Source organism: Azospirillum oleiclasticum (assembly GCF_013423485.1).
In the GTDB taxonomy this organism is placed as follows: Bacteria; Pseudomonadota; Alphaproteobacteria; order Azospirillales; family Azospirillaceae; genus Azospirillum; species Azospirillum oleiclasticum.
The window spans coordinates 208,438-233,294 of record NZ_JABFFR010000025.1 but is presented as its reverse complement, the minus strand read 5'-3'; the positions used below and the strand labels follow the sequence as shown (position 1 = coordinate 233,294).

The 24,857-nt window shown below is 69.1% G+C and carries 26 protein-coding genes; 9 read left to right on the top strand and 17 right to left on the bottom strand.

Annotation, left to right across the window (positions count from 1 at the left end; translation table 11 throughout):
- Nucleotides 1–15: 15 nt before the first annotated feature.
- On the bottom strand, nt 16–810 hold the full coding sequence (locus HL658_RS23935) for a sulfotransferase family 2 domain-containing protein (RefSeq protein ID WP_180284391.1): 795 nt from the start codon (nt 808–810) through the stop codon (nt 16–18).
- Nucleotides 811–996: 186 nt separating this feature from the next.
- On the opposite strand from HL658_RS23935, the gene HL658_RS23930 reads away from it, so the two are divergent.
- Entirely contained in the window at nt 997–1,701 is a 705-nt protein-coding gene (locus HL658_RS23930) for a class I SAM-dependent methyltransferase (protein ID WP_211109829.1), read from the top strand.
- Nucleotides 1,702–1,710: 9 nt separating this feature from the next.
- The gene (locus tag HL658_RS23925) at nt 1,711–2,400 is read left to right on the top strand and encodes a response regulator (RefSeq protein WP_180284389.1); all 690 of its coding nucleotides are present in this window, start codon (nt 1,711–1,713) and stop codon (nt 2,398–2,400) included.
- Nucleotides 2,401–2,433: 33 nt separating this feature from the next.
- Here the strand turns inward: HL658_RS23925 and HL658_RS23920 are convergent, their stop codons facing one another.
- From HL658_RS23920 to HL658_RS23895, 6 genes are all read right to left on the bottom strand, one after another.
- The gene (locus HL658_RS23920; RefSeq protein ID WP_180284388.1) at nt 2,434–3,789 is read right to left on the bottom strand and encodes an MFS transporter; all 1,356 of its coding nucleotides are present in this window, start codon (nt 3,787–3,789) and stop codon (nt 2,434–2,436) included.
- 166 nt (nt 3,790–3,955) lie between these two features.
- On the bottom strand, nt 3,956–6,166 hold the full coding sequence (locus HL658_RS23915; RefSeq protein WP_180284387.1) for an ATP-binding protein: 2,211 nt from the start codon (nt 6,164–6,166) through the stop codon (nt 3,956–3,958).
- Between the two features lie 25 nt (nt 6,167–6,191).
- Nucleotides 6,192–7,328, bottom strand: a complete 1,137-nt coding sequence (locus tag HL658_RS23910; RefSeq protein WP_246337832.1) for an ABC transporter substrate-binding protein — start codon at nt 7,326–7,328, stop codon at nt 6,192–6,194.
- Nucleotides 7,329–7,485: 157 nt separating this feature from the next.
- Nucleotides 7,486–8,346 carry a fumarylacetoacetate hydrolase family protein gene (locus HL658_RS23905; RefSeq protein WP_180284386.1) on the bottom strand — a complete coding sequence of 287 codons (861 nt, stop codon included), beginning with the start codon at nt 8,344–8,346 and terminating at the stop codon, nt 7,486–7,488.
- Nucleotides 8,347–8,360: 14 nt separating this feature from the next.
- Complete coding sequence (locus HL658_RS23900; RefSeq protein ID WP_180284385.1) at nt 8,361–9,128, bottom strand: GntR family transcriptional regulator; 768 nt, start codon at nt 9,126–9,128, stop codon at nt 8,361–8,363.
- A gap of 36 nt (nt 9,129–9,164) precedes the next feature.
- Entirely contained in the window at nt 9,165–10,058 is an 894-nt protein-coding gene (locus tag HL658_RS23895; RefSeq protein ID WP_180284384.1) for a fumarylacetoacetate hydrolase family protein, read from the bottom strand.
- A gap of 321 nt (nt 10,059–10,379) precedes the next feature.
- Between HL658_RS23895 and HL658_RS23890 the strand changes: the two genes are divergently transcribed.
- From HL658_RS23890 to HL658_RS23880, 3 genes are read left to right on the top strand one after another with little or no spacing between them, the layout of a single operon-like run.
- Nucleotides 10,380–11,381 carry an ABC transporter substrate-binding protein gene (locus tag HL658_RS23890; RefSeq protein ID WP_180284383.1) on the top strand — a complete coding sequence of 334 codons (1,002 nt, stop codon included), beginning with the start codon at nt 10,380–10,382 and terminating at the stop codon, nt 11,379–11,381.
- 55 nt (nt 11,382–11,436) lie between these two features.
- Complete coding sequence (locus HL658_RS23885; RefSeq protein WP_180287670.1) at nt 11,437–12,285, top strand: ABC transporter permease; 849 nt, start codon at nt 11,437–11,439, stop codon at nt 12,283–12,285.
- Nucleotides 12,286–12,287: 2 nt separating this feature from the next.
- Nucleotides 12,288–13,049, top strand: a complete 762-nt coding sequence (locus HL658_RS23880) for an ABC transporter ATP-binding protein (RefSeq protein ID WP_180284381.1) — start codon at nt 12,288–12,290, stop codon at nt 13,047–13,049.
- Nucleotides 13,050–13,072: 23 nt separating this feature from the next.
- Here HL658_RS23880 and HL658_RS23875 read toward each other — a convergent pair whose 3' ends face one another.
- Nucleotides 13,073–13,738 carry a polysaccharide deacetylase family protein gene (locus HL658_RS23875; protein WP_180284380.1) on the bottom strand — a complete coding sequence of 222 codons (666 nt, stop codon included), beginning with the start codon at nt 13,736–13,738 and terminating at the stop codon, nt 13,073–13,075.
- 113 nt (nt 13,739–13,851) lie between these two features.
- Between HL658_RS23875 and HL658_RS23870 the strand changes: the two genes are divergently transcribed.
- Nucleotides 13,852–14,850, top strand: a complete 999-nt coding sequence (locus HL658_RS23870; protein WP_180284379.1) for a VOC family protein — start codon at nt 13,852–13,854, stop codon at nt 14,848–14,850.
- Between the two features lie 45 nt (nt 14,851–14,895).
- Here HL658_RS23870 and HL658_RS23865 read toward each other — a convergent pair whose 3' ends face one another.
- Nucleotides 14,896–15,924 (bottom strand): 5-methyltetrahydropteroyltriglutamate--homocysteine methyltransferase, encoded by a 1,029-nt coding sequence (locus tag HL658_RS23865; protein ID WP_180284378.1) that lies wholly within the window; start codon nt 15,922–15,924, stop codon nt 14,896–14,898.
- A gap of 50 nt (nt 15,925–15,974) precedes the next feature.
- Between HL658_RS23865 and HL658_RS23860 the strand changes: the two genes are divergently transcribed.
- Nucleotides 15,975–16,541 (top strand): carboxymuconolactone decarboxylase family protein, encoded by a 567-nt coding sequence (locus HL658_RS23860; RefSeq protein ID WP_180284377.1) that lies wholly within the window; start codon nt 15,975–15,977, stop codon nt 16,539–16,541.
- Nucleotides 16,542–16,561: 20 nt separating this feature from the next.
- Here HL658_RS23860 and HL658_RS23855 read toward each other — a convergent pair whose 3' ends face one another.
- The 8 genes from HL658_RS23855 to HL658_RS23820 all read right to left on the bottom strand — a co-directional run bounded on the left by HL658_RS23855 (nt 16,562) and on the right by HL658_RS23820 (nt 23,718).
- Entirely contained in the window at nt 16,562–17,128 is a 567-nt protein-coding gene (locus tag HL658_RS23855) for an NADPH-dependent FMN reductase (protein WP_180284376.1), read from the bottom strand.
- A gap of 168 nt (nt 17,129–17,296) precedes the next feature.
- On the bottom strand, nt 17,297–18,061 hold the full coding sequence (locus HL658_RS23850; protein ID WP_180284375.1) for a 2-keto-4-pentenoate hydratase: 765 nt from the start codon (nt 18,059–18,061) through the stop codon (nt 17,297–17,299).
- Nucleotides 18,054–19,097, bottom strand: coding sequence for a 4-hydroxy-2-oxovalerate aldolase (gene dmpG, locus HL658_RS23845; RefSeq protein ID WP_180284374.1), 1,044 nt, complete (start codon nt 19,095–19,097; stop codon nt 18,054–18,056). The genes HL658_RS23850 and dmpG overlap by 8 nt, the downstream gene beginning before the upstream one ends.
- A 14-nt stretch (nt 19,098–19,111) precedes the next feature.
- Entirely contained in the window at nt 19,112–20,032 is a 921-nt protein-coding gene (locus HL658_RS23840; RefSeq protein WP_180284373.1) for an acetaldehyde dehydrogenase (acetylating), read from the bottom strand.
- 12 nt (nt 20,033–20,044) lie between these two features.
- Nucleotides 20,045–20,821 (bottom strand): 2-keto-4-pentenoate hydratase, encoded by a 777-nt coding sequence (locus HL658_RS23835; protein ID WP_180284372.1) that lies wholly within the window; start codon nt 20,819–20,821, stop codon nt 20,045–20,047.
- A 43-nt stretch (nt 20,822–20,864) separates the two neighbouring features.
- Entirely contained in the window at nt 20,865–22,142 is a 1,278-nt protein-coding gene (locus HL658_RS23830) for a TRAP transporter large permease (protein ID WP_180284371.1), read from the bottom strand.
- Nucleotides 22,139–22,738: a TRAP transporter small permease gene (locus tag HL658_RS23825; protein WP_180284370.1), complete on the bottom strand. Its 600-nt coding sequence runs from the start codon at nt 22,736–22,738 to the stop codon at nt 22,139–22,141. The genes HL658_RS23830 and HL658_RS23825 overlap by 4 nt, the downstream gene beginning before the upstream one ends.
- Nucleotides 22,735–23,718, bottom strand: coding sequence for a TRAP transporter substrate-binding protein (locus HL658_RS23820; protein WP_180284369.1), 984 nt, complete (start codon nt 23,716–23,718; stop codon nt 22,735–22,737). Before HL658_RS23820 ends, HL658_RS23825 begins: the two co-directional genes overlap by 4 nt.
- Before the next feature lie 239 nt (nt 23,719–23,957).
- On the opposite strand from HL658_RS23820, the gene HL658_RS23815 reads away from it, so the two are divergent.
- Together HL658_RS23815 and HL658_RS23810 are read left to right on the top strand one after the other, a co-directional pair.
- Nucleotides 23,958–24,152, top strand: coding sequence for a tautomerase family protein (locus HL658_RS23815; protein ID WP_180284368.1), 195 nt, complete (start codon nt 23,958–23,960; stop codon nt 24,150–24,152).
- 8 nt (nt 24,153–24,160) lie between these two features.
- The gene (locus tag HL658_RS23810) at nt 24,161–24,853 is read left to right on the top strand and encodes a hypothetical protein (protein WP_180284367.1); all 693 of its coding nucleotides are present in this window, start codon (nt 24,161–24,163) and stop codon (nt 24,851–24,853) included.
- Nucleotides 24,854–24,857 lie beyond the last annotated feature (4 nt).

Genomic DNA, 24,857 nt, shown 5'->3' with positions numbered 1-24,857 from the left:
CCCTTGCGGCGGCGATCAGAGATAGGCCCTGTACGCCTCGAAATCGATGCGATGGATGCGCTCGACCATCGCGGCGGAGTCGGGGTTGATGAAGGAGGCGAAGTCCGGCCACCCGTCGAAATGGCCCGCCCGTGGAAACGCCCGGACATGGGCATCGTGGATATGGCGATCGACCTTCGCGACATGATCCACCAGCTGCGAATTCCGGGCGGCGAGGGCACCGAGGTCCGTGCGAGCCAGACCGTACGTCTCCTCGAGCGACGACAGCGCCGCGACGATGTCCTCCCGGTCGGCGTTGATGACGCGGTCGACCGTCACCATCCCTTCCACCGGGTGCCATTGCGGGGCGAAATGCGGGTCGAGCCGCTGCGGGTCCTCGTCGGCGATGTAGCCCAGCATTTCCATGAAGGAGAAGCCGTGCCCCGGCTGGAAGGGACGGGCGAGGAACGCCCCGATGCGCTGATCGAGGTTCCCGTAGTTCAGCGCGTGGCGGTACATGGAAACGGCGCGGCGGTACGGATCGCGGATCACCCGTATCCAGCGGAAATCCGGCTGGCCGAGGACGCGCGCGTGCGCATGGAAGCCGCCGGCGTCATGGAACTGCCGGATACGTTCGTCGTGCGGCCAGGTGTCGGCGGCCCGTGCGGCGTCCACCCGCCCGGTGGCGGCGAAGAACCACAGGGCCGTGATCGCGCTGGCCGATTTCGGTGCCCAGATGAGGCCCAGGCGATGTGGCTCGTCGATCATGGGTGGACAGACATGCCGGACGAACGCGTCCAGCAGGCGTCCGTCGGTGGCGGTCGGGTGCATGAGGTGCTTTCGTGTCCGCGTGTGTGCGATGGGCTCTCATACCGCAATGCCGTGCGCCGGCGAACGACAATGGCGGTCCACCGGCCGGCCTCCCCCGCTTTTTCACCCCTTTGCGGCCGGGCGGCCACCCCATACAGTGCGCGTCCGGTGCCGTCTCGGCGCCTCACCCGGTGGAAGAGTGGACCTGTGGCCGATTTCCATTTCGTCGAGGATTACGTCCGGCTCGTCGCTTCGCTGAAGGAGCGCCTGCCGATCGACGAGGCCATGAGCCGGGCGGTCGGCGGCGGCTACGAACGCTTCGGCGGGATCGAGGCCGACATCCTCGACCACTATGGCCTGCGCGAAGGCGACGGTGTGCTCGACTTCGGCTGCGGCAGCGGCCGGCTGGCACACGCGCTGGGCAAGCGGCGGCCCATTGCCTATCTCGGCATCGACATCGTGCAGGACCTGCTCGACTACGCCGCGACCAAGGCACCGGCGCACTACCGCTTCCGGCTCAACCGGGCGCTGACGCTGCCGGTGATCGACGAGGCGGCCGACTGGTGCTGCGCCTTCAGCGTCTTCACCCACCTGCTGCATGCGGAGTCCTATCTCTACCTGCAGGAGCTGGCGCGGATCGCCAGGCCCGGCGGGCGGATCCTGTTCTCCTTCCTGGAATTCGGCTGCGCCGGCCATTGGGCGGTCTTCGCGGAGACGGTGGAGGGGCAGCGCCGGTCCACGCTGCCGCATCTCAACATGTTCATCGAGCGGCCGGTGATCCGCCTGTGGGCGGAGAAGCTGGGGCTGGAGGTGGTGGAGATCGTGGACGCCGACGAGCCGCGCTGGAACGGGCACGCGCTGGGCCAGTCGCTGGCGGTGCTGCGCCGCCCGTCACCACCACCGCCGGGCTGAGGCGCGCCGATGGCGACGATCCTGGTCATCGACGACGAGCCCCAGATCCGCCGCTTCCTGCGGATCAGCCTGACCGCCAACGGCTACACGGTGGTGGAGGCGGAGACGGCGCGCGCCGGCCTTGACGCCTGCGCCTCCGCCCGTCCGGATCTCGTCATCCTCGACCTCGGCCTGCCCGACATGGACGGGCAGGAGGCGATCAGCGCCATCCGCGGCACCAGCGCCGTGCCCATCATCGTGCTGTCGGTGCGCGCGCACGAGCACGACAAGGTGGAGGCCCTGGACCGCGGGGCCGACGATTACGTCGCCAAGCCCTTCGGCATCGCCGAGCTGATGGCCCGCGTGCGCGCGGCGTTGCGTCAGCGCAGCGCCACCGGCGAGCCTCCCACCCTGGTGACCGCCGGGCGCGTCTGCGTCGACCTCGCCCGCCGGGTGGTGCTGCGTGGTGGGGAGGAGGTGCACCTGTCCCGCCGGGAGTACGAGCTGCTGGCGACCCTCGCCGCCCGCGCCGACCATGTGCTGACCCACGCGGAGATCCTGCGCGCGGTGTGGGGGCCGGCGCATGTGCACGACACCGCGTACCTGCGCGTGTACGTCAAGCAGCTCCGCCAGAAGCTGGAGGAGGACCCCAACCTGCCGGCGCTGATCGTGACGGAGCCGGGCGTCGGCTACCGCTTCCGGCTGCCGGCGGTGGAATGACGGCGGTCCCGGGGTCGGTCCGGCCGTGTGCCGTCACGTCGTCCGTGCCGCCGGGCGCAGGCCGCCGGTGATGCAGGCCACCACGCCGCAGGCGCTTGCCACGCCGAAGGCGATGACCGCCCCATGGTCGGGGGCGTGGGCGAACATCAGCCCCACGGTGACGGCGCCCAGCGTCTGACCCAGCAGCCGCGCCGTCGATTGGATGCCGCCGACGCCGCCGCTGCGCTCCTTCGGCGCGCTGGTGATCAGCAGCTTGTTGTTGGGCGACTGGAAGAAGCCGAAGCCGAACCCGCACAGCGTGGTGCGCCAGACGATGTCGAGGTTGCTTGGGTCGGCCGGCAGGGTGGCGAGGAGCGCCAGCCCGCCGGCGAAGACCGCCATGCCCACCGATCCCAGCACCGCCGGCGAGGCGACGCGGTCGGCCAGCCAGCCGGACAGCGGCGCCGCCACGGCCACCGCCAGCGGCCAGGGCGTCAGCAGCAACCCCACCTCCACCTGGGCGCGGCCGAGGTCGTGGACGAGGAAGAAGGGCATGGCGACAATGGCGATCGCGTAGCCGGCGAAGGCGCAGGCCGACGTGGCGATCGACAGGGCGAAGACCGGCAGGCGCAGAAGGTCGACCGGCAGCATCGGCACCGTCATCCCGGCCTGCCGCCGGACCAGCAGCAGCGCGCTGACCGCGCTGCCCGCCAGCGCCACCGGGACCAGCAGGCCGCTCTGGCCGCCGTCGAAGGCGCGGAGGCCCACCACCAGCAACCCGAAGGTGAGGGCGTTGAGCACCGCGCTCGGCACGTCCCAGCGCTGGCGCGAGGCCGGCGTTTCCGGCAGGAACCGCCACGCCATGAACAGCCCCAGCAGGCCCATCGGGATGTTGATGGCGAACAGCCAGTTCCAGGGGCCGAGCAGCAGCAGGGCCGACGCCACGCTCGGCGCCGCCGCCGAGGACACGGCGACGAAGAGCGCGTTGAGACCGACGCCGCGGCCGAGCTGGCGGGTGGGGTAGATGAAGCGGACCAGCGCCAGATTGACGCTCATCACGCCGGCCGCGCCAAGCCCCTGCACCGCGCGCGCCAGCGTCAGCGTCAACAGCGAGTCCGCCAGGGTGCAGCCGACCGCGCCGATGACGAAGACCAGCAGCCCCGTCCGGTAGACGAAGCGGAACCCCAGGATTTCGCCGAGCGAGGCCAGCGGGAACAGCGTGGCGATCACCGCGACCTGATAGGCGTTGATCACCCAGATGCTGTCGGACACGCTGACGCCGAGTGCGCCTGAGATCGTGGGCAGGGCGGTGATGGCGATCCCTTCGCTGAGGACCGACAGCACGATGCCGATCAGGATCGTCGTGATCGCCCAATATCTTTGCGGAGACGGAAGTCCGTCGTTCGACATCGCGGGGCAGGGCCGATGGCTGGGGGAGGGATGGCTTGGGAAGTGCGTGTCCGGCCGCGGACGGAACCGTTCCAGGGCGAAGGATCATGCCACCCGCCCGGCGAGGATGCCAACCCGGCCCGTGGCGATGGCAGCCGCGCGTCGGACGGCCTTGTGCCGTCCGCTCTTACCCCGGCAATGCCACGGCAAGGGTCGACGCCTCGGCGAGCAGGGCGGCGACGTCGCGGGCGGCGATGGGCTTGTGCAGGATGTGGATGCCGCTGTTGCGCGCCTGCACGATCTGGTCGGGGGCGGTGTCGCCTGTCAGAATGACGCTCATCACCCGGTTGCGCAGGCGCGCGTGAACCGCGTGCAGGGTGTCCAGCCCGGTGGTTCCGTCCCCCAGCCGGTAATCGGCGATGATCAGCGACGGTTCCTCGGGGGAGGATGACAGGGCGTGCAGCGCGGCGGGCAGCCCGTCGGCCGTCAGGACCCGCCATCCGGCCTGTTCGATGAGAACGGCCAGGGCCTTGCGCACGAGCGGGTCGTCGTCGATCAGCAGCGCGAGTCCTGGCCGTGCCGATGCCGGAGGACCAGCCACCTCGATGTCTTGCGGCGTGTCGGCGCCGTCGTTCGCCGACCGGCGGAACTCGATCGAGAAGCAGGAGCCGCGGTCCGGTGTGGAAGTCACATGGATGCGGCCATCGAGCAACCGCACCAGCCGTTCGACGATGGCAAGGCCGAGCCCCAATCCCAACCCCCGGTCGCGCGCGGGGTTGGAGACCTGATAGAACTCGTGGAAGATGCGGTCGAGATGTTCCGGCGGGATGCCCGATCCGGTGTCCACCACCTGGATGAGAACGCTGTCGCCGCGGCGCCGGCAGCCGATCAGGATGCCGCCGCGGTCGGTGTAGCGCAGGGCGTTTTCCAGCAGGTTGCGCAGGATGCGCTCCAGCAGGTCCCGGTCGGTGTGGATCACCAGGGATGACGGCACGGCACGCAGGCCGATCCCCTTGGCCTGCGTGCGCAACCGGTACTCGGACTCCAGCCGCTCGACCACCTCGGCCATCCGCACCGGCCGCGGATCGGCGGACACCACGCCGGCGTCCAGCTTCGACACGTCCAGCAGAGCCTCCAGAAGCCGGCAGAGCGCGTCGACGGACGCCTGCAGCGTGTCCACGAGGACGGCCGCGGGGTGGTTGGCCAGCCGGGACGCCAGCGCCGACGACAGCAGCACCAGCGATTGCACGGGCTGGCGCAGGTCGTGGCTGGCGGCGGCCAGGAAGCGGGTCTTCGCCTCGATCGCCTGCTCGGCCGTCGCCAGCGCAGCGACCGCCTCCCGTCGTGCCTCCTCCGCCTGCCCGGCGAGCGTGCGCTGGGTGGCGATCTCTTCGGCCGCCTGCCGCTCCCGCTCCCGCTGGATCGCGGCGATGTGGTCGAGCATGGCGTTGAAAGCCCGCGCCAGGCTGCCGACCTCGTCGGCCCGCCGCACCACCGCCCGCTGGCCGCTGAAGCCGTCCTGCACGATGGTGGCCGCCACCCGCTCCAGCTCGCGCAGGGGGCGGGTCAGCCGCCGTCCGACTGCCCGGCTTCCCATCAACACGGCGACCAGCGCCGCGATACCGACCGCCGCGTAGGCCGGCACGCCGGACGCGAAGGTGGCCCCGGCCGACGCCTCCGCCGCCTCCAGCCGCAGGGACAGGGCAAGCGGCGCCAGATGATCCGGCACCCGGACCGGCACATCGACCGCGATGCGGCCCGGACCCGGTGCGGGCGGCGGCGCGGATCCGGCGTGCAGCAACTGGCCATCGGGCTGCAGCACCAGCGCCTGGAACGGGACGCGGTAGAGCAGGGCGCCTTCCGGCGACGCCGTGCGCGAATAGATCAGCATCTCCGCCGCGAGGAGGTACGGGCCGCCGCCGTCGTCCCGCACGACCGCGGCGTGGCGTCCCCCGATCATCACCGTCCGCAGCCAGGCGAGATCCGCGTCGGTGATCGCGGTGTGCCCGTTGCCGGCTATGGGTGTCCCTTCGAAATCGGTGAAGACGATCGAGAGCGGCACCCCCGACACGCGCTCGAAGCTGGCGAGGAAAGGCAGCAGGTAGGTCTCCTTGCCCGCGCTGTCGACCAGCGCGGTGGCGAGCACGCTGTTGTCCGCCAGCTCCGCGATGGTCTGGGCGATGGCGTCCAGCAGCCCCTGGGTCTGGCGCGCCACCAGGGCGGCGTTCGACTCCACATTGCTCCGGTGCTGTTCGGCGAGCCGCTGGCTCGACACCTGCTGGAGCACCGCCCCCACCAGCATCGCCAGCCCCACCGACAGGGCGGCGGCGGCAAGGGCGAAACGGCCGGCGAGCGTTCCGGCGATGCTCCCGGCCGATGCGGGCTGTACGGACGTCATGGCCGCGTCCTGCCGTTCGGGCGGATCATTCGACCGGGACCAGCACGCCCTTGCGGTCGTACCGGGCCATCAGCAGGTCGTCGGGTCCCAGCGCCTCGTGGCGGTCGGGGGTGAAGGGCCGTTCGAAAAAGCGCACCAGCCCGTCGTAGCCGGTCACCCGTTCCAGCGCGTCGCGCACCGCGGCGCGGTCGGTGGTGCCGGCAAGGTCGATGGCGCGCGCCAATATGTGGGTCAGGTCGTAGGCGTGCATGAAGCCGACGGGTGAATTGATGTCCTCCGGCCGGGCGATGCCGAACAGCCGCCCGGCGGTGTCCAGCACCGTCGCCAGCTTCTTCTGGTCCACGCGGAACGGGCTGGTGGTCTGGATGACGGTGAAATCGACCTCCTCCAACGCGGTGCCGGCCTGTCCGACGAAGTCGCCGCCGGTGACGCCCCAATGGCTGATGATCGGCAGCCGCCGCTCCTTCGGCAGCGCCGCCACCTCGCGGACGAGGATCGCCGCCTCGTCGTCGTTGGCGACCAGCACGATGGCTTCGGCGCCCGCGCGGTGCAGCGTCTCGTACTTGTCGATCAGCGAGCGGTCGCGCCAGTTGTACCACGCGGTCGCGACCGGGCGCGGCGTACTGCCGTCGGCGAAGTACCGCTCCGCGGCGGCGAGGTTGCTGCGCCCCCAGGCGGTGTTGGTCAGCAGCAGCCCCACCTTCGCGATGCCGCGCCGGTCGACGTGACGCAGCATGAACGGCATGGCGAGGCTGTCGCGCAGCGACAGCCGGAAGGCGTAGTTCGGCTCCATGCCGTTGTCGATGATGGCGTCCGCCGACGACCAGGGCGCCAGGAACAGCGTCTTCGTCTCGCGCAGCGTCGGCAGCTCCTCGATCACCACCGGGCTGAAGCGTCCGCCGAACACCGCGACCAGATCGGTGATGGCCGCGAATTCCTTGATGTTGCGGATGCCGCGCGCGGCGATCGAGCGATGCTCCTTCAGGATCAGCTCGAAGCGCCGGCCGCCGAGCACCCCGCCGGCGCGGTCGATCTCATCCATCGCCGTGCGGATGCCGCGCTCGATGGCTTCCGCCGAGGTGCTGTTGGCCAGACCGAATTCACCGTCCAGCCCGATGCGCACCGGCGGCAAATGCTCGGACATCGCCGCGGTGGGAATCATCACGAAAAGATATACGACAAACAGCCTAACAATACAGTTGAGCATTCCCAAGGCCCTGCGCGCAAAAGGACTGTGCAGTCCTTCCATTGATGAACGCAGGGACAATAGGGGTCAACTGTTTAGATTTTGTGGATTTTGGCTGGATTTTGAATGGTTGTCAGGAAGGTCCTCGGACGGCCACCGCCATCGTGCCGATGCCGTCGATCCGGCAATCCATCACGTCACCCGGCTGCACCGGCCCGACCCCTTCCGGCGTGCCGGTCAGGATGACGTCCCCCGGCTCCAGCCGGTAGGCGTGCGAGGCGTAGGCGATCAGCTTCGGCACGGAGTAGATGAGGTCGCGGGTGTTGGCCTTCTGCCGCGTCTCGCCGTTGACCTTGATCTCGAAGTCCACCGCACCCGGATCGCCGAACGCGTCGGCGGTGACCAACCACGGCCCCAGCACGGTGAAGGTGTCGAGCGACTTGCGGTAGCTGCGGTCCTCGGTGCCGCGGATGGTCATATCCAGCCCGATGGTGTAGCCGGCCACGCAATCGAGCGCCTCGGCCTCCGGCACGTTGCGCACGGTGCGGCCGATGACGACGGCCAGCTCGATCTCATGATCGGTGCGCCGCTCCGGCCGGTCGGCGACCACGCCCTCCGCCGGGCCGACGAGGGAGCTGTTGGCCTTCAGGAACACCCCGTACTCGTCGATGGTCTTCACATGGGACCCGAAATTGATGCCGGTGTCCTTGCGCGATTCGTCCAGGTGCAACTGGTAATTGACGGGTGCGGCGATGATCTTGCCGGGGTTCGCGACCGGGCTGAGCAGCCGCAGATCGGCCAGCCGGCGGCGCGTACCCGTGGTGGAAAGCCGTTCCATCTCGGGACGGAGTTCCGCGAGTGCTGCGATGAACAGGTCGCCCCGGGGCAGCGGCCAGCGCACCGGCGGCAGGGCCGCCGCCGCGTCGGTCACATCGACCACCTCGTCGCCCATGACGACACCGACGCGGTCGTCATCGAAACGGCAAATCCGCATGGTTCCTCACCTCGTCACACGCGCTGCGTGGATTTCGTCTGGTCCTGGGGAGAGCCGCGGGCGGCGGACGCGCGCGGCGCCCGGGCGGGCGCGGCGGTGGCCTCCAGCCGCGGCCGCAGCAGCTCCCCGGTCCGGTGGTAATGATCGATCAGCCGCCGCACGGCGAGCTCGGCGTCGCGGGCGAGCGCCGCCTCCGCGATGCGGTTGTGCTCCTCGTAGGCGTTGTCGCGGGCGTCGGGGGCGAGCCGCGCGATGTAGCGGTACCGGTTGTTCTCGTCGCAGAGCTGGCCGCAGAAGCGCAGCAGCATCGTGGAGCCGCAGCCGGCGATCAGCCGCATGTGGAACTCCCGGTGGCAGCGCTCCCACGCTTGGTTGCCGTCGTAGTCGGCGTCGGGCGACACCCGCGGCGTGCGCGACAGGTGGTAGAGGGCCAGCACGATGCCCTCCTCCCAGTCGCGCCCGCCATGCGCGATGGACTCCCGCAACGCCCGCTCCTCCAGCCAGCAGCGGGTGCGCAGCAGCTCGTCGAAGTCGCTGAGGCCGACCTGGGCGACACGGAAGCCGCGCTGGTCCAGCCGCTCCACGAAACCGTCGGAGGTGAGGAGGCTCAACGCCTCCCGCAATGGTGTGGCGCCCACGTCGTAGCGTTCGCGCAGCGCCTCGATCTTGAGCTTGAGCCCCGGCGCAAGCTCACCGCTGATGATGTCGTCGCGCAGCCGCTCGTAGATCGAGTGGGTGCGTGACCGGGTGGTCGGGCGGGAAGGGGGGGCTCGGTCGCTCATGCCGGGATCCGCGCTGGGCTGTGGGCGTTGCCGCCATCATACCGCTTCGGGCACCGCCGCTTCGACATCCGCGACCACCGGACAGGTGAGGGAACCCACCCGCTCGACCTCGACGGTCACCATGTCGCCGGGCCGCAGCCACACCGGCGGGTTGCGGGCGTGGCCGACGCCTTCCGGCGTGCCGGTGGCGATCATGTCGCCCGGCTCCAGCGTCATGATCTCCGACACGATGGCGATGGTGCGGGCGACGTTGAACAGCATGGTGTTGGTGTTCGCGTCCTGCATCACCTGGCCGTTGACCAGGGAGCGGATGCGCAGCCCGTCCGCACCCGGCGGCAGCTCGTCGGCGGTGACGATCCAGGGGCCGACCGGGCCGGTACCGTCGAAGTTCTTGCCCGCCGTCCACTGCGCCGTCCGCCGCTGGTAATCGCGCACCGAGCCGTCGTTGAACAGCGTGTAGCCGAACACCGCGTCCAGCGCCTCCGATTCCGGAACGTACCGGCAGCGCTTGCCGATCACCACCATCAGCTCCGCCTCGTAGTCGAGACGCTCCGAGCAGCGCGGCACCACCATGGGCGCGCCGGGATCGATGAGCGAGGTGGTGCAGCGCAGGAACATCGACGGGTAGTCGGGAACCTCGTGCCCGCCCTCCTTGGCGTGCTTGGCGTAGTTGAGGCCCAGGCAGACGACCTTGCCGGGATCGGGGATCGGCATCAGCGTCCGCACGTCAGTCATCGGCAGGCGGGCGCTGGCCGGCACCGCCATGAGCCGGTGGGCGATGTCCGCCAGAACCGCCGGACCACCCTCGATCACGCCGCGGATCGACACCGGCAGCGGGTCGCCGGGAAGCGACGACAGGGGCACGATCTCGTCGCCCAGGGCGATCCCGATGTCCGGCGTTCCGTGATGGTCGAACCGCAGAATTCGCATTGGCTTCCTCCTCTCGGCCCGCGGCGTCGGCGGAGCGCCGGCCGGGCATGTCCGCCGATGGCGGCGTTTTGCACACATAATATCGATTTTTATGGGCCGTCAAGCGGATTGATCGGAAAACGGACTGATCATCGATAAAAATGTCAGTCGGATGGAATATCGATATCTTGACCCATTTCGTTTGAAGCCGTACGATCCGTGACGGCAAGTGAGCAACGGCTCAAGGCCCCTGGCCATCGGGGACATTCCCCCAGCCGGAGCGAGGCCATCACCGGCGCGGTGAACGCCGGACGAGCCCGGATCATCGGGAGGGAACGGACAATGGATTGGAAGACCACCGCATTCGGAGCGCTTCTGGCGGCGGGCATCGGCTTCGCGGCACTGCCGGCGGCGGCGCAGACCGAAAAGGTCGCGATCAGCATGGCGTCGGGGGTGAACTTCGTGTCCTCGCTGGTCGCCCATGAGCAGGGCTTCTTCAAGGAGCAGGGGATCGACGCCGACCTGAAGCCGGTGCCGCGCGGCAACATTGCCATCGAGGCGCTGGCGTCCAAGTCGATCCAGTTCGGCGAAGTGGCGCACGTCACATTCTTCTCCGCCGTCACCAAGGGCATTCCCCTGGTCGCGGTGGGCGTCGGGTCGCGCGGCTTCACCGGCAAGATGGTCGCCTCCAACGCCAACGCCGACCGCAAGACCCTGGCCGACTTCAAGGGCAAGCGCATCGGCATCCAGGTCGGCACCGGGGTGCACGGCGTCTTCCAGATGTTGGTGAAGAAGGCCGGCCTGAAGGAGACCGACTTCCAGATCGCCAACGTCCGCGTCACCGACATGCCAACGGCCATGGCCTCGGCCGGCAGCTTCGATGCGGTGGTCGGCTGGGACCCGATGATGCAGCGGATCGTGCAGGCCGGGAACGGCAAGGAGGTCATGTCCGCCCGCGACTTCGAACAGCAGGCCGACATCACCTACCCGCTGATCCTGATCACCACGCCGGATTACATGGCGGCCAAACCCAAGATGGTGCAGGGTGTGGTGAATGCCTACGCCAAGGCGCACAAGTTCATCCGCGAGAACCAGGATGCCGCCGTCCGCATCTACACCGACTACATCAAGAAGACCGGCGCCGATCTCGACGAGGCGACGCTGCGGGTGATGATGTTCGAGGTGGACAAGTTCGGCGGCGCCAACTTCACCGAGGGCGACCTGCGCGACATGCCGAGCACTGCGGAATTCCTGGTCGAGTCCGGGCAGATCGGCAGCAAGCCCGATCTGGCGAAGATCGTCGACCGCAGCTTCGGCGACAAGGCCGAAGCCGCCCTGAAATAAGCCGCTCTCCCGAAGAGGACCGGCACCCGACCTGCGCCCGGAGGGCATGATGGCCATGACACGGACGGCCGACGACCGTCTTGCGCACCCGACCCTGCCGGAGGAGACGCGCTCCGGCGGCGGCCTGATGACCGGCGTCACCAATCTCCTGTACGTCATTCTGCCGCTGGTGGCTCTGGGGGTGGCGTGGGAGCTGCTGGCGCGGCTCAGCGGCATGCCGGCGGCCCTGTTGCCGCCGGTCAGCGACATCCTGGCGGCCATCGTCAAGCTGGCGGCCGACGGCTTCCTGTGGACCGACATCGCCGGTACCATCACCCGGCTGTTCAAGAGCGTCATCGTCGGCATCGTCATCGGCACCGCCATCGGCGTGATGATGGGCTACTTCAAGATGTGGGAACGGGTGCTGTCGGCCCCGGTGAACTTTCTGCTGGCGATCCCCGGCACCGCGCTGTTCCCGCTGTCGATGATCTGGTTCGGCCTGACCGAGGCGGCGATCACCAGCATCCTCATGTACGAGGTGGCGCTGACCGTCGTGCTGAACACCTGGAGCGGCGTGAAGGCGGTCGACAACTCGATGATCCGCGCCGGCAAGGCGTTCGGCGCGACCGGCCTGTCGCTGTTCTGGCGGGTGCTGATCCCGGCGGCGCTGCCGTCGATCATCGCCGGCTATCGGCTGGCCTTCTCGCGCTGCTGGCGCATCCTGATCGTGGCGGAGATGCTGGTGTCGGTGACCTCCGGTCTCGGCTACCGCATCTACTGGGGCCGCGAGTTCTTCCATTCGGAGGTGGTCTACGCCGGCCTTCTGGTGGTCGGGCTGGTCGGGCTGCTGATCGAGCGCGTCTTCCTGCGCACCCTTGAGATCATGACCGTCGAACGCTGGGGCACGGTCCGGGAGCTGAGCTGACCATGGGCGAGCTGCGCATCGAGAATCTGAGCAAGACGTACCGCCGCAAGGAAGGCTGGAACACCACCCGCCTGCTGCACGTCTTCCGCAACATCTCCTTCACCGTCGAGGACGGGGAGTTCGTGTCGATCATCGGCGCGTCGGGCTGCGGCAAGTCGACGCTGCTGAGCATGGCCGGCGGTCTGGCCGAGGTGTCGGACGGCGCCATCTATGTCGATGGCAACCCGGTCACCGGCCCCGGCCTGGACCGCGGCATCGTGTTCCAGGAATTCGCGCTGTTCCCCTGGCTGACCGTGCTCGGCAACATCGCCTTCGGCCTGAAGTCGAAGGGGGTGCCGCAGCGCCAGCAGATGGAGATGGCGCGCAAGTATGTGGAGCTGGTCGGCCTCAATGGCTTCGAGGATTACTTCCCGTACCGCCTGTCCGGCGGCATGCGCCAGCGCGTCGGCCTCGCCCGCGCGCTCGCCATCGAACCGGCGGCGCTGCTGATGGACGAGCCGTTCGGCGCGCTCGACGCCCAGACGCGCGAGGCGATGCAGACCGCGCTCAGCAACATCTGGATGAAGACGCGGAACACCATCCTGTTCATCACCCACGACATCCGCGAGGCGGTCTATCTGTCGGACCGCGTGCTGGTGCTGGCGGGCCGTCCGGCCCAGATCGCCATGGAGCAGAGGATCGAGCTGCCGCGCCCGCGCAACCGCTTCGACCCGCTCTTCCAGCAGTACGAGCTGGATCTGGAACGCGCGATCGGCACGCACTGAGCGCGACCGCGCGGTGCCGGGGGTCACGCCCCCGGTGCCGCCGCGTCGCCGACGAAGCCGTCGATGGGCAGGACCACCCGGCCGCGGCGGATCGGCAGGCATTCCTCGGGCATCGCCTGGACGATCTCCACTCCGTCAGCCGCCATCCGGTCGAGGAAAGCGTCGAGCGTGTCCAGCATCTCGACGATGCAGTGGTCGTGAAGGACGATGAGGTTCCGCTCGGACGCCGCCATCCCATCGATCGCCCGCTCCAGCCAATCCCGCTGCGGCTCGACCCAGTCGCGGGGCACGTTGTTCCAGGTGACCAGGGTGTAGCGATGGTCGATCAGATGGTCGCGCGCTTCCGGGGTCAGCAGATGCGGGCCGAGCTGCCCGCGGCCGACCGGCCGGAAGAAGCGCTCGGGCGAGGCGAGGTCGCCGATCAGCGCCTCCGCCCCGCCGATCTCGACCGCCGCATGGCCCGGCTCCTCGTACTCGCCGAAGGGTTTGGTGTGGGTCAGGGTGTGGTTGCCGATCCAGTGGCCTTCGGCCCGCGCGCGTTCCGCCAGTCGGCGCCCCGCCGGATCGAGCAGCCGCTCGCCGATGACGAAGAAGGTGGCGAGGAGCCCGCGGTCGCGCAGCCGGTCGAGGATGGCGTCGGTGGCCCCCGGCACCGGACCATTGTCGAAGGTCAAGGTGAGCGTCGTCATCGCGTTCCTCTTCAGCAATACATGCTGAAGCATGCAACAGTATGGAGCGCAAATCAATAAAGAAGACTCCTTTATTGGCGCGCTCTACCTCGAATAAAACGGGAGAAACAGCAATGCCGGTGCCAGTTACCAATTTCGACCCTCCCTTCAACATCACGCGAGCCAGCCACATCGTGCTGACCGCTCGGGATCTTGAGGCGAGCAAGACCTTTTACACCGAGGTGATCGGGCTGGTGGTGACGGCCGAAGACTCGAACACCGTGTATCTGCGCGGGCTGGAGGAGTCCTGCCACCACAGCCTTGTCCTGGTGAGGAGCGACGGCAAACCGCTCTGCCAGCGTGTCGGCCTGCGCGTCTTCTCGGACGACGACCTCGACCGGGCCAAGGAGCATTTCGACGGCACCGGCCGCGAGGCGGTGTGGGTCGATCGGCCCCATCAGGGCCGCACGCTACACGTGTCCGATCCACTCGGCATGCCGCTAGAATTCGTGGCGTCGATGCCGGTGCAGCGGCGTCTGCACGACCAAGTGCAGTTGCACAAGGGCGGCGGCGCGCTCCGCTTCGACCATTTCCAGTTCCTGGCGCCCGAGGTGGGGTCCGCCGCGCGCTTCTACACGGATTTGGGGTTCCGCATCTCCGACTACGCCACCGACAAGCCGGAGGACGACCAGCCCCTCGCCATCTTCCTCTACCGGAAAAACAACCCGCACGACATCGTCTTCCTGACCCGGCCGGGTCCGAAGATGCACCACTTCGCCTACATCGTGACCGACACCACCTGCCTGTTCCGGGCGCTGGATACGGCCGGAAACACCGGCTTCAAGACCAGCATCGAGCGCGGCCCGGCGCGGCACGGGCAGGGGCACAGCTTCTACGTCTATTTCCGCGACCCGGACGGGCACCGGGTGGAAATCCTGCCGCCGCCCATCCAGATTCTCGACCTGGACGACGGGCCGGTGCACTGGCACACCGCCAACCGGCAGTCGTGGGAAATGCCGCCGCCCAAGAGCTGGCTGTTCGAAGCCACCGAATTCGACGGTGCCACCGTCAAGCCGTCCGACATCCCGCTGACCCTGATCTCGCTGGAGGAGTTCCTGGCCCGCAAGGGGTGAGGGACGAAAACCCTCCCCCGCCTCGGAGCGGGGGAGGGCTCGTCATCAGGAGATCGTCCGGCGGACGATGGCGGCTCCGGCCGACAGCGCCTTCAGCTTGCCGAAGGCGCTGGCCCGCGACAGGTACTTCATGCCGCAGTCGGGGGCGGCGATCAGCCGTTCGGCCGGCACATGCTCCAGACCGCGGCGGATGCGGGAGGCGACCAGCGCTTCCGCCTCCACCTCCGGATCGCCGAGGTTGATCACGCCGAGGATGATGGACTGGCGGGTGAAGTCGCGGAGGATGCCGAGATCGTAGTCGGGCTGCGCCGCCTCGATGGAGATCTGGTCCGCCGCGCTGTCGGCGAGTTGGCCGAGGAACGCGTAGCCGCCCTTCTTGTCATGGACGAACTGGGCATAACCGAAGCAGAGATGGACCGCCTTCGTGCAAGTGATCCCCTGGAGCGCCCGGTCGATGACCCGCACGCCGAAGCGGGCCGCGTCGTCGGGGAAGGCCTGGAGCCAGGGCTCGTCGAGCTGGATCACGTCCGGGCCGATGGCCTGGAGTTCCAGCAGCTCCTCGTTCAGCGCGGCGGCGAAGTCCATCGCCAGGGCTTCCACGTCGCCGTAGGTCTCGTCCTGCGCCTGATGGGCCATGGTGAACGGGCCGGGCAGGGTGATCTTGATGCGGCGGTCGGTGTTGCGCTTCAGGAACGCCAGCGGCTCGTTCTCCACGGCGTGCGTCCGGCGGATGCGGCCGGTGATGCGCGGCACCATCACCGCCTTGCCGGCGCGCCCGACGATCGAGGCGGGGTTGTCGATGTCCACGCCTTCCAGGCTGTTGGCGAAGTGGTTGGAGTAGCTTTCCCGTCGGATCTCGCCGTCGGTGATGATGTCGAGTCCGGCCCGCTCCATGTCACGGATGGCGACCAGGGTGGCGTCGTTCTGCGCCTCCTCCAGGAACTCGGCCGGCACGCGCCAGAGATCGGCGGCGCGGATGCGCGGCACGAAGGTCTTCAACCGCTCGCGGTCGATCAGCCAGTCCGGCTGCGGGTAGCTGCCGACCACCGTCGTCGGCAAAAGCGTATGAGTCATCGTCTTGTCCCTCCCTCTCTTGATTGTCATCGACTGATTGGAAACCCGGCATGAGCAGCAGACGAATCCCGCTCCCCACCTTTGACGCCCTCGACGCCGAGCAGCGCGCCGTGCACGACGCCATCGCGGCCGGACCGCGGGGCCGCGTGCGCGGGCCGACGCAGATCTGGCTCTACAGCCCGGAACTGGCCGACCGCGCCCAGCGGCTGGGCGAAACGCTGCGCTGGGGCACGGTGTTCGAGGAGCGGCTGAGCAAGCTGGCGATCCTCGTCACCGCGCGGCACGTGACGGCGCACTATGTCTGGCGCAACCATTCCCCGACCGCCGAGGCTTGCGGGCTGTCCGCCGCCGTGGTCGATGCCATCCGCCACCGCCGCACACCCGAATTCGAGCGGGCGGACGAGGCCGCGGTCTACGCCTTCGCCACGCAGATCCTGGAGCGGCACCGGGTCGATGACGACACGCTGGGGCGCGTCACCGACCTGTTCGGCGCGCGCGGCGCGGTCGAGCTGGGGGCGCTGATCGGCTACTACCACATGGGCGCCATCGCGCTGGAACTGGCCCGGCCGCCGCTGGTCGGCGGCGGCGTCAGCGACCTGCCGGACCTGGATGGCTGAGGCGGCGGCTCGCGGCCCCGTCACCGGGGCGCGGCCTTCAGCTCCCGGCTGACGCGCACCATCGCCTCCAGACGGACGAGGTGGGCGGCGACGAACTGGCGGGTCGGCTCGTCGGTCAGCCGCCCGTCGCCGTCGAACTTCTGCGGCGCACCGCCCACCAGCACCTCCGGCCCGTTGACCATGAAGGCGTTGAGGTAGACGAGGATCTGGCGCAGGTGGTGGTTGGCCAGCGCCGTGCCGATCAGGCCCCGGCTGGCGCCCATGATCGCCACCGGCTTGCCGTCGAAGGGCTGGTCCGGCCCGCGCGAGGCCCAGTCGATGGCGTTCTTCAGCACGCCGGGGATCGAGCGGTTGTATTCCGGCGTGGCGAAGACGACGGCATCGGCCGCCCGCATCGCCTGGCGCAGCGCGTCCGCCGCCGGCGGGAAGCCGGCCTGGAGCACGTCGTCGTTGAAGAGGGGCACATCGGCGATGTCGTGGATGTCCACCGTCATGCCCGCGGGCGCCAGCTCCTGCACGGCACGCAGCAGTGCGGTGTTGTAGGAGCCCCGCCGGAGGCTTCCGGAAATGCCGAGCACCCTGATCATGGTCCCACCCCTGCTTTGACTTGGTTCGCGCGGTCGGGCGACGCCGCCCGCGCCACGGTGGGAGCATAATATCGATTTTTTGGTTTGGATCGAGAAAATTTGCATGACCAACAGCCACGCCGCAGGCGGCCTGCGGCGTGGCTGTTCGTTTGGCAGGGGGTGTCGGGTTCAGCCCATCCGCGTGCGGAAGCCCACCGCGCCCAGACGCTCCACGCTGAGGCGCAGGCGCTGGCCCGGCTTCAGCGCCTCGGCGGCGGTGGCGGCACCGGCCAGCACGATGTCGCCGGCCTCCAGCCGCTCGCCGCGCAGCGCCACCAGCCGCGCCGCCGCGACCAGCGAACGGGCGGGGTGGCCGAGGATGGCGGCGGAGGAGCCGATCAGCGCCGGCCGCCCGTCGATCTCCACCACCATGCCGAGGTTGGCGACGTCGGTCGCCGGGTCGCACCACGGCCCGAGCACGACGCCGGAGGAGGAGCTGTTGTCCGCCACCACATCGGTCAGGGAGAAGCGGAAGTTCTCGTAGCGGCTGTCGATGATCTCGATGGCCGGGGCCACCGCCGCCACCGCGGCCATGGCCTCGGTCATCGACACTTTGCCGGCCAGCGGCGCCTTGAGCAGGAAGGCGATCTCCGGCTCGGCGCGGGGGTGGACGTAGCGGGCGATGTCGATGTCGCCACCGTCCTCCACCAGCATGCCGTCGGTCAGCCGGCCCCAGATCATCTCGTCCACGCCCATCTGGGCCATCTTGGCGCGGCTGGTGAAGCCCATCTTCACGCCGATGCGCCGCTCGCCGCGGTCGTAGCGGCACTGGAGCAGGGCGGCCTGCACCGCGTAGGCGTTGTCGAGCGACAGCGGCTCGGGCAACTGGGCGACGGCTCGGGCCGTGACGGCGGCCTCGTCGAGCCGGGCGGCGATGGAAGCGAGCTCAGGCATCGGTGGCCTCCGCGTTGCGGGTCTTGGCAAGGTCTTTTGCGAGATCCAGGGCGACGTCGACGATCATGTCCTCCTGCCCGCCGACCATGCGGCGGCGGCCCAGCTCCACCAGGATGGTGCGGGTGTCGACGCCGTAGGTCTTGGACGCCGTCTCGGCGTGGCGCAGGAAGCTGGAATAGACCCCGGCGTAGCCGAGCGACAGGCTTTCCCGGTCGACGCGCACGGGACGGTCCTGCAAGGGGCGGACGAGGTCGTCGGCCGCGTCCATCAGGGCGAACAGGTCGCAGCCATGCGCCATGCCCATGCGGTCGGCGACGGCGATGAACACCTCCAGCGGCGCGTTGCCGGCCCCGGCCCCCATGCCGGTGAGCGAAGCGTCCACCCGCGTCGCCCCGTGCTGCACGGCGACGACGGAGTTTGCGACCCCGAGCGACAGGTTGTGGTGGGCGTGGATGCCGGTCTGGGTCTTCGGGTCCAGCACGTCGGCAAAGGCCTTGAAGCGGTCGGCCACGCCGTCCATCAGCAGGGCGCCGGCGGAGTCGGTGACATACACGCAGTGCGCCCCGTAGCTCTCCATCAGCTTGGCCTGCTTCGCCAGCTCGGCCGGCGGCAGCATGTGCGCCATCATCAGGAAGCCGGCGACGTCCATGCCCAGCTTTCGGGCGTGCTCGATGTGCTGCTTGGCGACGTCCGCCTCCGAGCAGTGGGTGGCGACGCGTACGGAGCGGGCGCCGGCCGCGTACGCCTCGCCCAGGTCGTGCACGGTGCCGATGCCGGGGATCAGCAGCGTGGCGACGGTGGCGCGGGTCGCCACCTCCGCCGCTGCCTCGATCCAGGCGAGGTCGGTGTGGGCGCCGAAGCCGTAGGTGAAGCTGGCTCCGGACAGCCCGTCGCCGTGCGAAATCTCGATGCTGTCGACGCCGGCCCGGTCCAGAGCCGCGGCGATCGCCTTCACCTCGTCGATGGAGTAGCGGTGGCGGACGGCGTGCATGCCGTCGCGCAGGGTGACATCCTGGATGTAGAGGCGGTGGGTCATCGCGTGGTTCCCCCTCAGGCCGCGGCCAGCCGCTCGGCGGTGGCGAGCGCCGCCGAGGTCATGATGTCGAGGTTGCCGGCGTAGGCGGGCAGATAGTGGGCGGCCCCCTCCACCTCCAGGAAGACGGAGACCTTGAGGCCGGTGCGGTCGCCGAGGCCGGGGATGCGCACGGGGTTGTTGTCGCCGATACGGTCGATCTGCACCGCCTGTTTCAGCCGGTAGCCGGGCACATAGCGCTGCACCTCGGCCACCATGCGCTCGACGGAATCGGCGATGGCCTGCGGGTCGGCGTCGGCGGCGAGGCACATCACCGTGTCGCGCATGACCAGCGGCGGCTCCGCAGGGTTCAGGATGATGATCGCCTTGCCGCGCTCGGCCCCGCCCACCTGCTCGATGGCGCGGCTGGTGGTCTCGGTGAACTCGTCGATGTTGGCGCGCGTGCCGGGACCGGCGGAGCGCGACGAGATGGAGGCGACGATCTCCCCGTACGCCACCGGCGTCACCCGGCGGATGGCGGCGACGATGGGGATGGTCGCCTGCCCACCGCAAGTCACCATGTTGAGGTTGGCGGCCCCCAGATGCTGGTCGATGTTCACCACGGGCACGACGTAGGGGCCGATGGCGGCCGGGGTCAGGTCGATCACCCGCTTGCCGTCGCGCCGCAGCACGGCGTCGTGCCGGGCGTGCGCGCCGGCCGAGGTGGCGTCGAAGACGATGCCGATGTCGGCGTAGCCGGGCAGGCGGGTCAGCCCCTCCAGCCCCTCGTGCGTGGTCGCGACCCCCATGCGGCGCGCCCGCGCCAGCCCGTCGGAGTCCGGATCGATGCCGACCATCGCGGCCATCTCCAGACGCTCCGCCATCCGCATCACCTTGATCATCAGGTCGGTGCCGATGTTGCCCGAGCCGATGATGGCGACCTTGGTCCTACCGCTCATGACGTTGTCCCCTTACGCCGCGCACGCGACCCGGACGGAGCCGAGCCCGTTGATCCTCGCCTCCAGCCGGTCGCCCGGCCCAAAGGCCACCATGGGGCCGAGCGCCCCCGACAGAACCACATCGCCGGCCGCCAGCGGCCGTCCGACCGCGGCCATCCTGCGGGCCAGCCAGACCAGCGCGTTCAGCGGGTTGCCCAGGCAGGCGGCCCCGGCGCCGAAGGACACCGGCTCGCCGTTCTTCTCCATCACCATGCCGCACAGTCGCAGGTCGAAGCGGTCGATCGCCACCGGCGTGCTGCCCAGCGCGTACAGCCCGCTGGACGCGTTGTCGGCGATGGTGTCGAGGATGCGGATGTCCCAGGCGGCGATGCGGCTGTCCACCACCTCGATCGCCGGCAGGGCGTAGGCGACGGCGCCCAGCACCTCGGTGAAGGTGGAATCGGGGCGGGGCAGGTCGCGCTCCAGCACGAAGGCCACCTCCGCTTCGCCCTTCGGCTGGATCAGCCGGCCGGCGGCGATCTCCGCGCCGTCCAGCAGCTCCATGTCGGCGAACAGCATGCCGTAATCGGGCTGGTCGACGCCGAGCTGCTTCTGCACGGCGACGGAGGTCAGCCCGATCTTGCGCCCGACCAGCCGTCGGCCGGCGTCGATCCAGTGGGCGGTGTTGGCATCCTGCACGGCGTAGGCGGCGTCCAGGTCACCGGCGGGCAGCAGGTCGCGGATCGGGGCGATCGGCTGCCCGGTCTCCTGCGCGGTGCGCAGGCTGAGCGCGATGTCGGCGGCGGTCATGGTTCGGGTTCCCTGTTCCGTGATGGCAGGAGGGCGTCGGGGCTCACGGCCCCACGAGCCGCGGCAGGAAGAGGACGATCTCGGGCACGTAGGTGATCAGCATCAGAACGCCGATGGCGATGCCGAGCATCGGCAGGGCCGCCTTCGACACCTCCTCCAGCGACGCCTTGCTGATGGCGCAGACGATGAACAGGCAGAGGCCGACCGGCGGGGTCGCCATGCCGATCACCAGATTGACGCACACCACGATGCCGAGATGGATAAGGTCGATGTCGAAGCGCTGCGCCAGCTCCAGCAGCACCGGCAGCGTCACGATCAGCGCGCCGATCGGCTCCAGGAAGCAGCCCAGCAGCAACAGCACCAGGTTGATCAGCAGCAGGATCACCCAACGCTCGTCGGTCAGGCCGGAGATGGCGTTGACGATGGCTTCCGGGATGCGCTCGATGCCGAACACGAAGGACACGATGCTGGCCATGGCGACCACCAGCATGATGCCGGCCGTCATGATCGCCGACGATACGATCGCCTCGTACAGCGACGCCAGCGTCAGCGACCGGTAGAGCACGCCGGCGATCAGCAGCGCGTATATCACCGCGACCACGGCCGCCTCGGTCGCCGTGACGATTCCGGTGCGGATGCCACCGAGGATGACCACGGGCAGCAGCAGGATGGGGATCGCCCGCAGGAAGGCGCGCAGGAAGCCGGCGAGGCCGACCGCCTCGGCCTTGGGATAATTGTTCCGGTGCGCCACCCACACCGCGTACACCGCGAGCGACAGCCCGAGCAGAAGGCCCGGCGCCACGCCGGCCAGGAACAGCTCGCCGATGGATGTGCTGGACAGCGCGCCGTAGACGACGAGCGCGATGCTGGGCGGGATGATCGGGCCGATGATCGAGGACACCGCGGTGAGTGCGGCGGCGTAGGGCACCGGGTAGCCTTGCTTCGCCATGCCGGGGATCAGCACCGATCCCATCGCCGCGGCGTCGGCGGTGGCGGAGCCGCTGACCCCGGCGAAGAACACGCTGGAACTGACGTTGACCAGCGACAGCCCGCCGCGGAAGCGCCCCAGCGCGCATTGCGCGAACTGGATGATGCGGTCGCTGATGCCGCCGACGTTCATGATGTTGCCGGCCAGGATGAACAGCGGCACGGTCAGCAGGATGAACTGGTCGACGCCGACGATGAGGCGCTGCGGGAAGGCCAGCAGCATGGACATCTGGCCCGTCGCGATCATGTAGACGGCGGCCGCCAGCCCCAGAACGATGACGATCGGCACCCCGATCAGCAGGAAGACGAAGAAGCTGCCGAGAAAGATGGTCATGGCCGGTGGTCCCCGCCGAAGAGCCCGCGCAGGTGGCGGACCAGCGCCGCCGCCATGTGCGCCATGAGGATGAGCAGACCGACCGGCACCGACAGGTAGACCCAGGACACCGGGATCTGCAGGGCCGCGGCCGTCTGCATGCTGTTCATGTCCGCGAACTCCCAGCCGTACCAGGCGAGCACGAGAAGCAGGGCGATGGCGAAGAGGTCGGCCACCACCGCGCAGACCAGCGCCGGGACCCGGCCCAGCCGGTCGGTGAAGACCGTGACCCCGACCATCTCCCCCTTCTCGAAGGAGGCGCCGGCCAGCAGGAAGGTTTGCAGGATCAGCAGGAAGCGGGCCGCCTCGTCCGGCCAGAACAGCGAGGATTCGAAGATATAGCGCGACACCACCTGGGCGGCGGTCAGCGCCACGATGCCGCCCATGGTGATGACGGAGACGACGCCGACCGCCCCCCAATACAGGGAGGCGCCGACCGACCGTCGCGCGCGTCCCGTCGTTGCGTTGTCCACCGCCATGACCATGGCGCCTTCCTTTTCCGTGGCTTCCGGCATGCCGCGCGCGGGGCCGTCGGCCCCGCGGCTGTCCTGGATCATTGGGCGTTCTTGCGGACGTGCTCGGCGAACTCCTTGATCAGCGGGTTCTTGGCCTCGTACTCCGCCGACAGGGCCTTCACCTTCTCGCGCGCGGTGGCGACGTCATCGAACTTGATGATCTCGACACCCTGGGCACTGATCTTCTTGGCGGCGTCGCCCTCCTGCGCGGCGGCGGCCTCGACCTGCGGGCGGATGGTCTCGCGCGCCGCGTCGGTCAGCACCTTGCGCTGCTCCGGGGTCAGCCGGTCGAACTTCGCCTTGTTGACGATGGTGACGGCCGGGAAGAAGTACTGGCCGGTCATCGTCATGTGCTTGGCCTTCTCGTAGAAGCGCTCCGACAGCACCGACGACACGTTGATCTCCGACCCGTCGAGCGCACCGGTCTCAAGCGCGGTGTAGACCTCGCCATAGGGCATCGGCGTCGGGTTGGCGCCGAGCGCGCGGAAGATGGCGATGTGCAGCGGGTTCGGCACGACCCGGATCTTCAGGCCCTGCATGTCGGCCACCTTGTGCACCGGACGCTTGCTGTTGAGGAAATGGCGGAAGCCGCCCTCGTAATAGCCGAGCCCCTTGATGCCCAGCGCATCCAGGCTCGCCAGCATCTTGTCGGCCGGCGGCGACAGGAACGCGTCGGACAGCGCTTGGTAGGACGGGATCAGGAAGGGAAGCTGCAGCGCGTCCATGACGGGCGTGAACAGCGCGAAGGTGGAGGAGGAGACCACGGCCGCGTCGATGGTGCCGAGCCGCACCCCTTCCAGAAGCTGGCGGTCGTCGCCGAGCTGGCGGGCGGGGTAGACGCTGATCTCCATTTTCCCGCCGCTCTTCTTGGCGACGGCGTCGCGGAACATCTCCGCCCCGATGTGGAAGGGGTGGGACGTCTGGGTGACGTGGCCGAGCTTCAGCGTGACGTCGGCGGCCTGGGCCACCGGAGCCGCCATGAGGGCCGCGCCCAGCGCGAACGCCAGCATCGCAGTGCGCATCGTATCCTCCAAAGGGTCGTGCAGGACGGGAGTGTTTCGTTGTGCGAGACGATTGTCGCCTTGCGCGATTAATCGCCGTCCTATGATCCGCTGTCAAGCGCCGATTCTAAATTTCGAGACGCTTGTATCGACAGACGATACGTGTTTAGGATACAGCGGATGCGAACGTTCCGCGACCGGAACGGACGCTTCGCGCTTCAACGGAATTCCCACAGGACTGACAGAAGGATACGGGATCGATGCCCATCATCGACATCACGCTGGTCCAGGGCCGCCCCGACGACCGCATCGAACGCCTGATCGCCGAGGTGACCGACGCCGCCGTGCGCTCGCTGGACGCGCCGCGCGAGACGGTGCGCGTGGTCGTGCGCGAAGTGCCGCCGAGCCGCTTCGGCGTCGCCGGCCGCAGCAAGGCCGCGGGCGGTGCGGCGTGAGCCGCGTCATGACGGGGGACAACGGGGTGACGACCTGCACGCTGCGCTTGGTGGAGGACGTGCTGCCGCCGTCCGCCCAGCCGGTCTATCTGCCCGCCGCCGAGCGGGCCATCTATGTGGTCGAGGGTGACGTCACCGTCGAGCAGCCGGATGGCTGCCAGCACCAGCGCGCCGACGGCGCGTGGCTGGGCGGCGCCCCGGTGGCGTTGCTGGCCGGCTCCACTGGGGCGCGGCTGTGGCGCTGGGAGCTGGTGGCGGCCGGTGGCGAGGGCGACGGTCTGCTGCGCTCCGCCCCCGGCAGCTCATCGGCGTTGAAGCTGAAGGCCGACCTGGAGTTCGACCGGCGGCAGGACTGGCTGATGCGCTGCGACCGCGTGGAGTTCCCCAAGGGCGGCGTGGCGCTGACCCACGTTCACCAGGGCCCCGGCATCCGCTGCTGCCTGTATGGCGAGATCCGCATCGACACCGAAGGGCGCAGCGGCACCTTCCCCGCCGGTCACGCGTGGCTGGAGCGCGGGTACGAACCGGTGCTGGCGCCGACCACCGAGCGGGAGGAGACGGCCTTCATCCGCTGCTTCATCCTGCCGCGCGCCTGCAAGAGCCGCAGCTCCATCCGCTACGTCCGGCCGGAGGACGCGGCGGTGCCGAAGACGCAGCGCTACCACGTGTTCGGCGAACGCTTCATCACGCTTGGCGCCTGAAGGC

Coding starts and splice junctions, on each gene's coding strand:
- HL658_RS23935 (WP_180284391.1), bottom strand. CDS start 810: ATGCACCCGACCGCCACCGACGGACGCCTGCTGGACGCGTTCGTCCGG.
- HL658_RS23925 (WP_180284389.1), top strand. CDS start 1,711: ATGGCGACGATCCTGGTCATCGACGACGAGCCCCAGATCCGCCGCTTC.
- HL658_RS23920 (WP_180284388.1), bottom strand. CDS start 3,789: ATGTCGAACGACGGACTTCCGTCTCCGCAAAGATATTGGGCGATCACG.
- HL658_RS23915 (WP_180284387.1), bottom strand. CDS start 6,166: ATGACGTCCGTACAGCCCGCATCGGCCGGGAGCATCGCCGGAACGCTC.
- HL658_RS23910 (WP_246337832.1), bottom strand. CDS start 7,328: ATGATTCCCACCGCGGCGATGTCCGAGCATTTGCCGCCGGTGCGCATC.
- HL658_RS23905 (WP_180284386.1), bottom strand. CDS start 8,346: ATGCGGATTTGCCGTTTCGATGACGACCGCGTCGGTGTCGTCATGGGC.
- HL658_RS23900 (WP_180284385.1), bottom strand. CDS start 9,128: ATGAGCGACCGAGCCCCCCCTTCCCGCCCGACCACCCGGTCACGCACC.
- HL658_RS23895 (WP_180284384.1), bottom strand. CDS start 10,058: ATGCGAATTCTGCGGTTCGACCATCACGGAACGCCGGACATCGGGATC.
- HL658_RS23890 (WP_180284383.1), top strand. CDS start 10,380: ATGGATTGGAAGACCACCGCATTCGGAGCGCTTCTGGCGGCGGGCATC.
- HL658_RS23885 (WP_180287670.1), top strand. CDS start 11,437: ATGACACGGACGGCCGACGACCGTCTTGCGCACCCGACCCTGCCGGAG.
- HL658_RS23880 (WP_180284381.1), top strand. CDS start 12,288: ATGGGCGAGCTGCGCATCGAGAATCTGAGCAAGACGTACCGCCGCAAG.
- HL658_RS23875 (WP_180284380.1), bottom strand. CDS start 13,738: ATGACGACGCTCACCTTGACCTTCGACAATGGTCCGGTGCCGGGGGCC.
- HL658_RS23870 (WP_180284379.1), top strand. CDS start 13,852: ATGCCGGTGCCAGTTACCAATTTCGACCCTCCCTTCAACATCACGCGA.
- HL658_RS23865 (WP_180284378.1), bottom strand. CDS start 15,924: ATGACTCATACGCTTTTGCCGACGACGGTGGTCGGCAGCTACCCGCAG.
- HL658_RS23860 (WP_180284377.1), top strand. CDS start 15,975: ATGAGCAGCAGACGAATCCCGCTCCCCACCTTTGACGCCCTCGACGCC.
- HL658_RS23855 (WP_180284376.1), bottom strand. CDS start 17,128: ATGATCAGGGTGCTCGGCATTTCCGGAAGCCTCCGGCGGGGCTCCTAC.
- HL658_RS23850 (WP_180284375.1), bottom strand. CDS start 18,061: ATGCCTGAGCTCGCTTCCATCGCCGCCCGGCTCGACGAGGCCGCCGTC.
- dmpG (WP_180284374.1), bottom strand. CDS start 19,097: ATGACCCACCGCCTCTACATCCAGGATGTCACCCTGCGCGACGGCATG.
- HL658_RS23840 (WP_180284373.1), bottom strand. CDS start 20,032: ATGAGCGGTAGGACCAAGGTCGCCATCATCGGCTCGGGCAACATCGGC.
- HL658_RS23835 (WP_180284372.1), bottom strand. CDS start 20,821: ATGACCGCCGCCGACATCGCGCTCAGCCTGCGCACCGCGCAGGAGACC.
- HL658_RS23830 (WP_180284371.1), bottom strand. CDS start 22,142: ATGACCATCTTTCTCGGCAGCTTCTTCGTCTTCCTGCTGATCGGGGTG.
- HL658_RS23825 (WP_180284370.1), bottom strand. CDS start 22,738: ATGATCCAGGACAGCCGCGGGGCCGACGGCCCCGCGCGCGGCATGCCG.
- HL658_RS23820 (WP_180284369.1), bottom strand. CDS start 23,718: ATGCGCACTGCGATGCTGGCGTTCGCGCTGGGCGCGGCCCTCATGGCG.
- HL658_RS23815 (WP_180284368.1), top strand. CDS start 23,958: ATGCCCATCATCGACATCACGCTGGTCCAGGGCCGCCCCGACGACCGC.
- HL658_RS23810 (WP_180284367.1), top strand. CDS start 24,161: ATGACGGGGGACAACGGGGTGACGACCTGCACGCTGCGCTTGGTGGAG.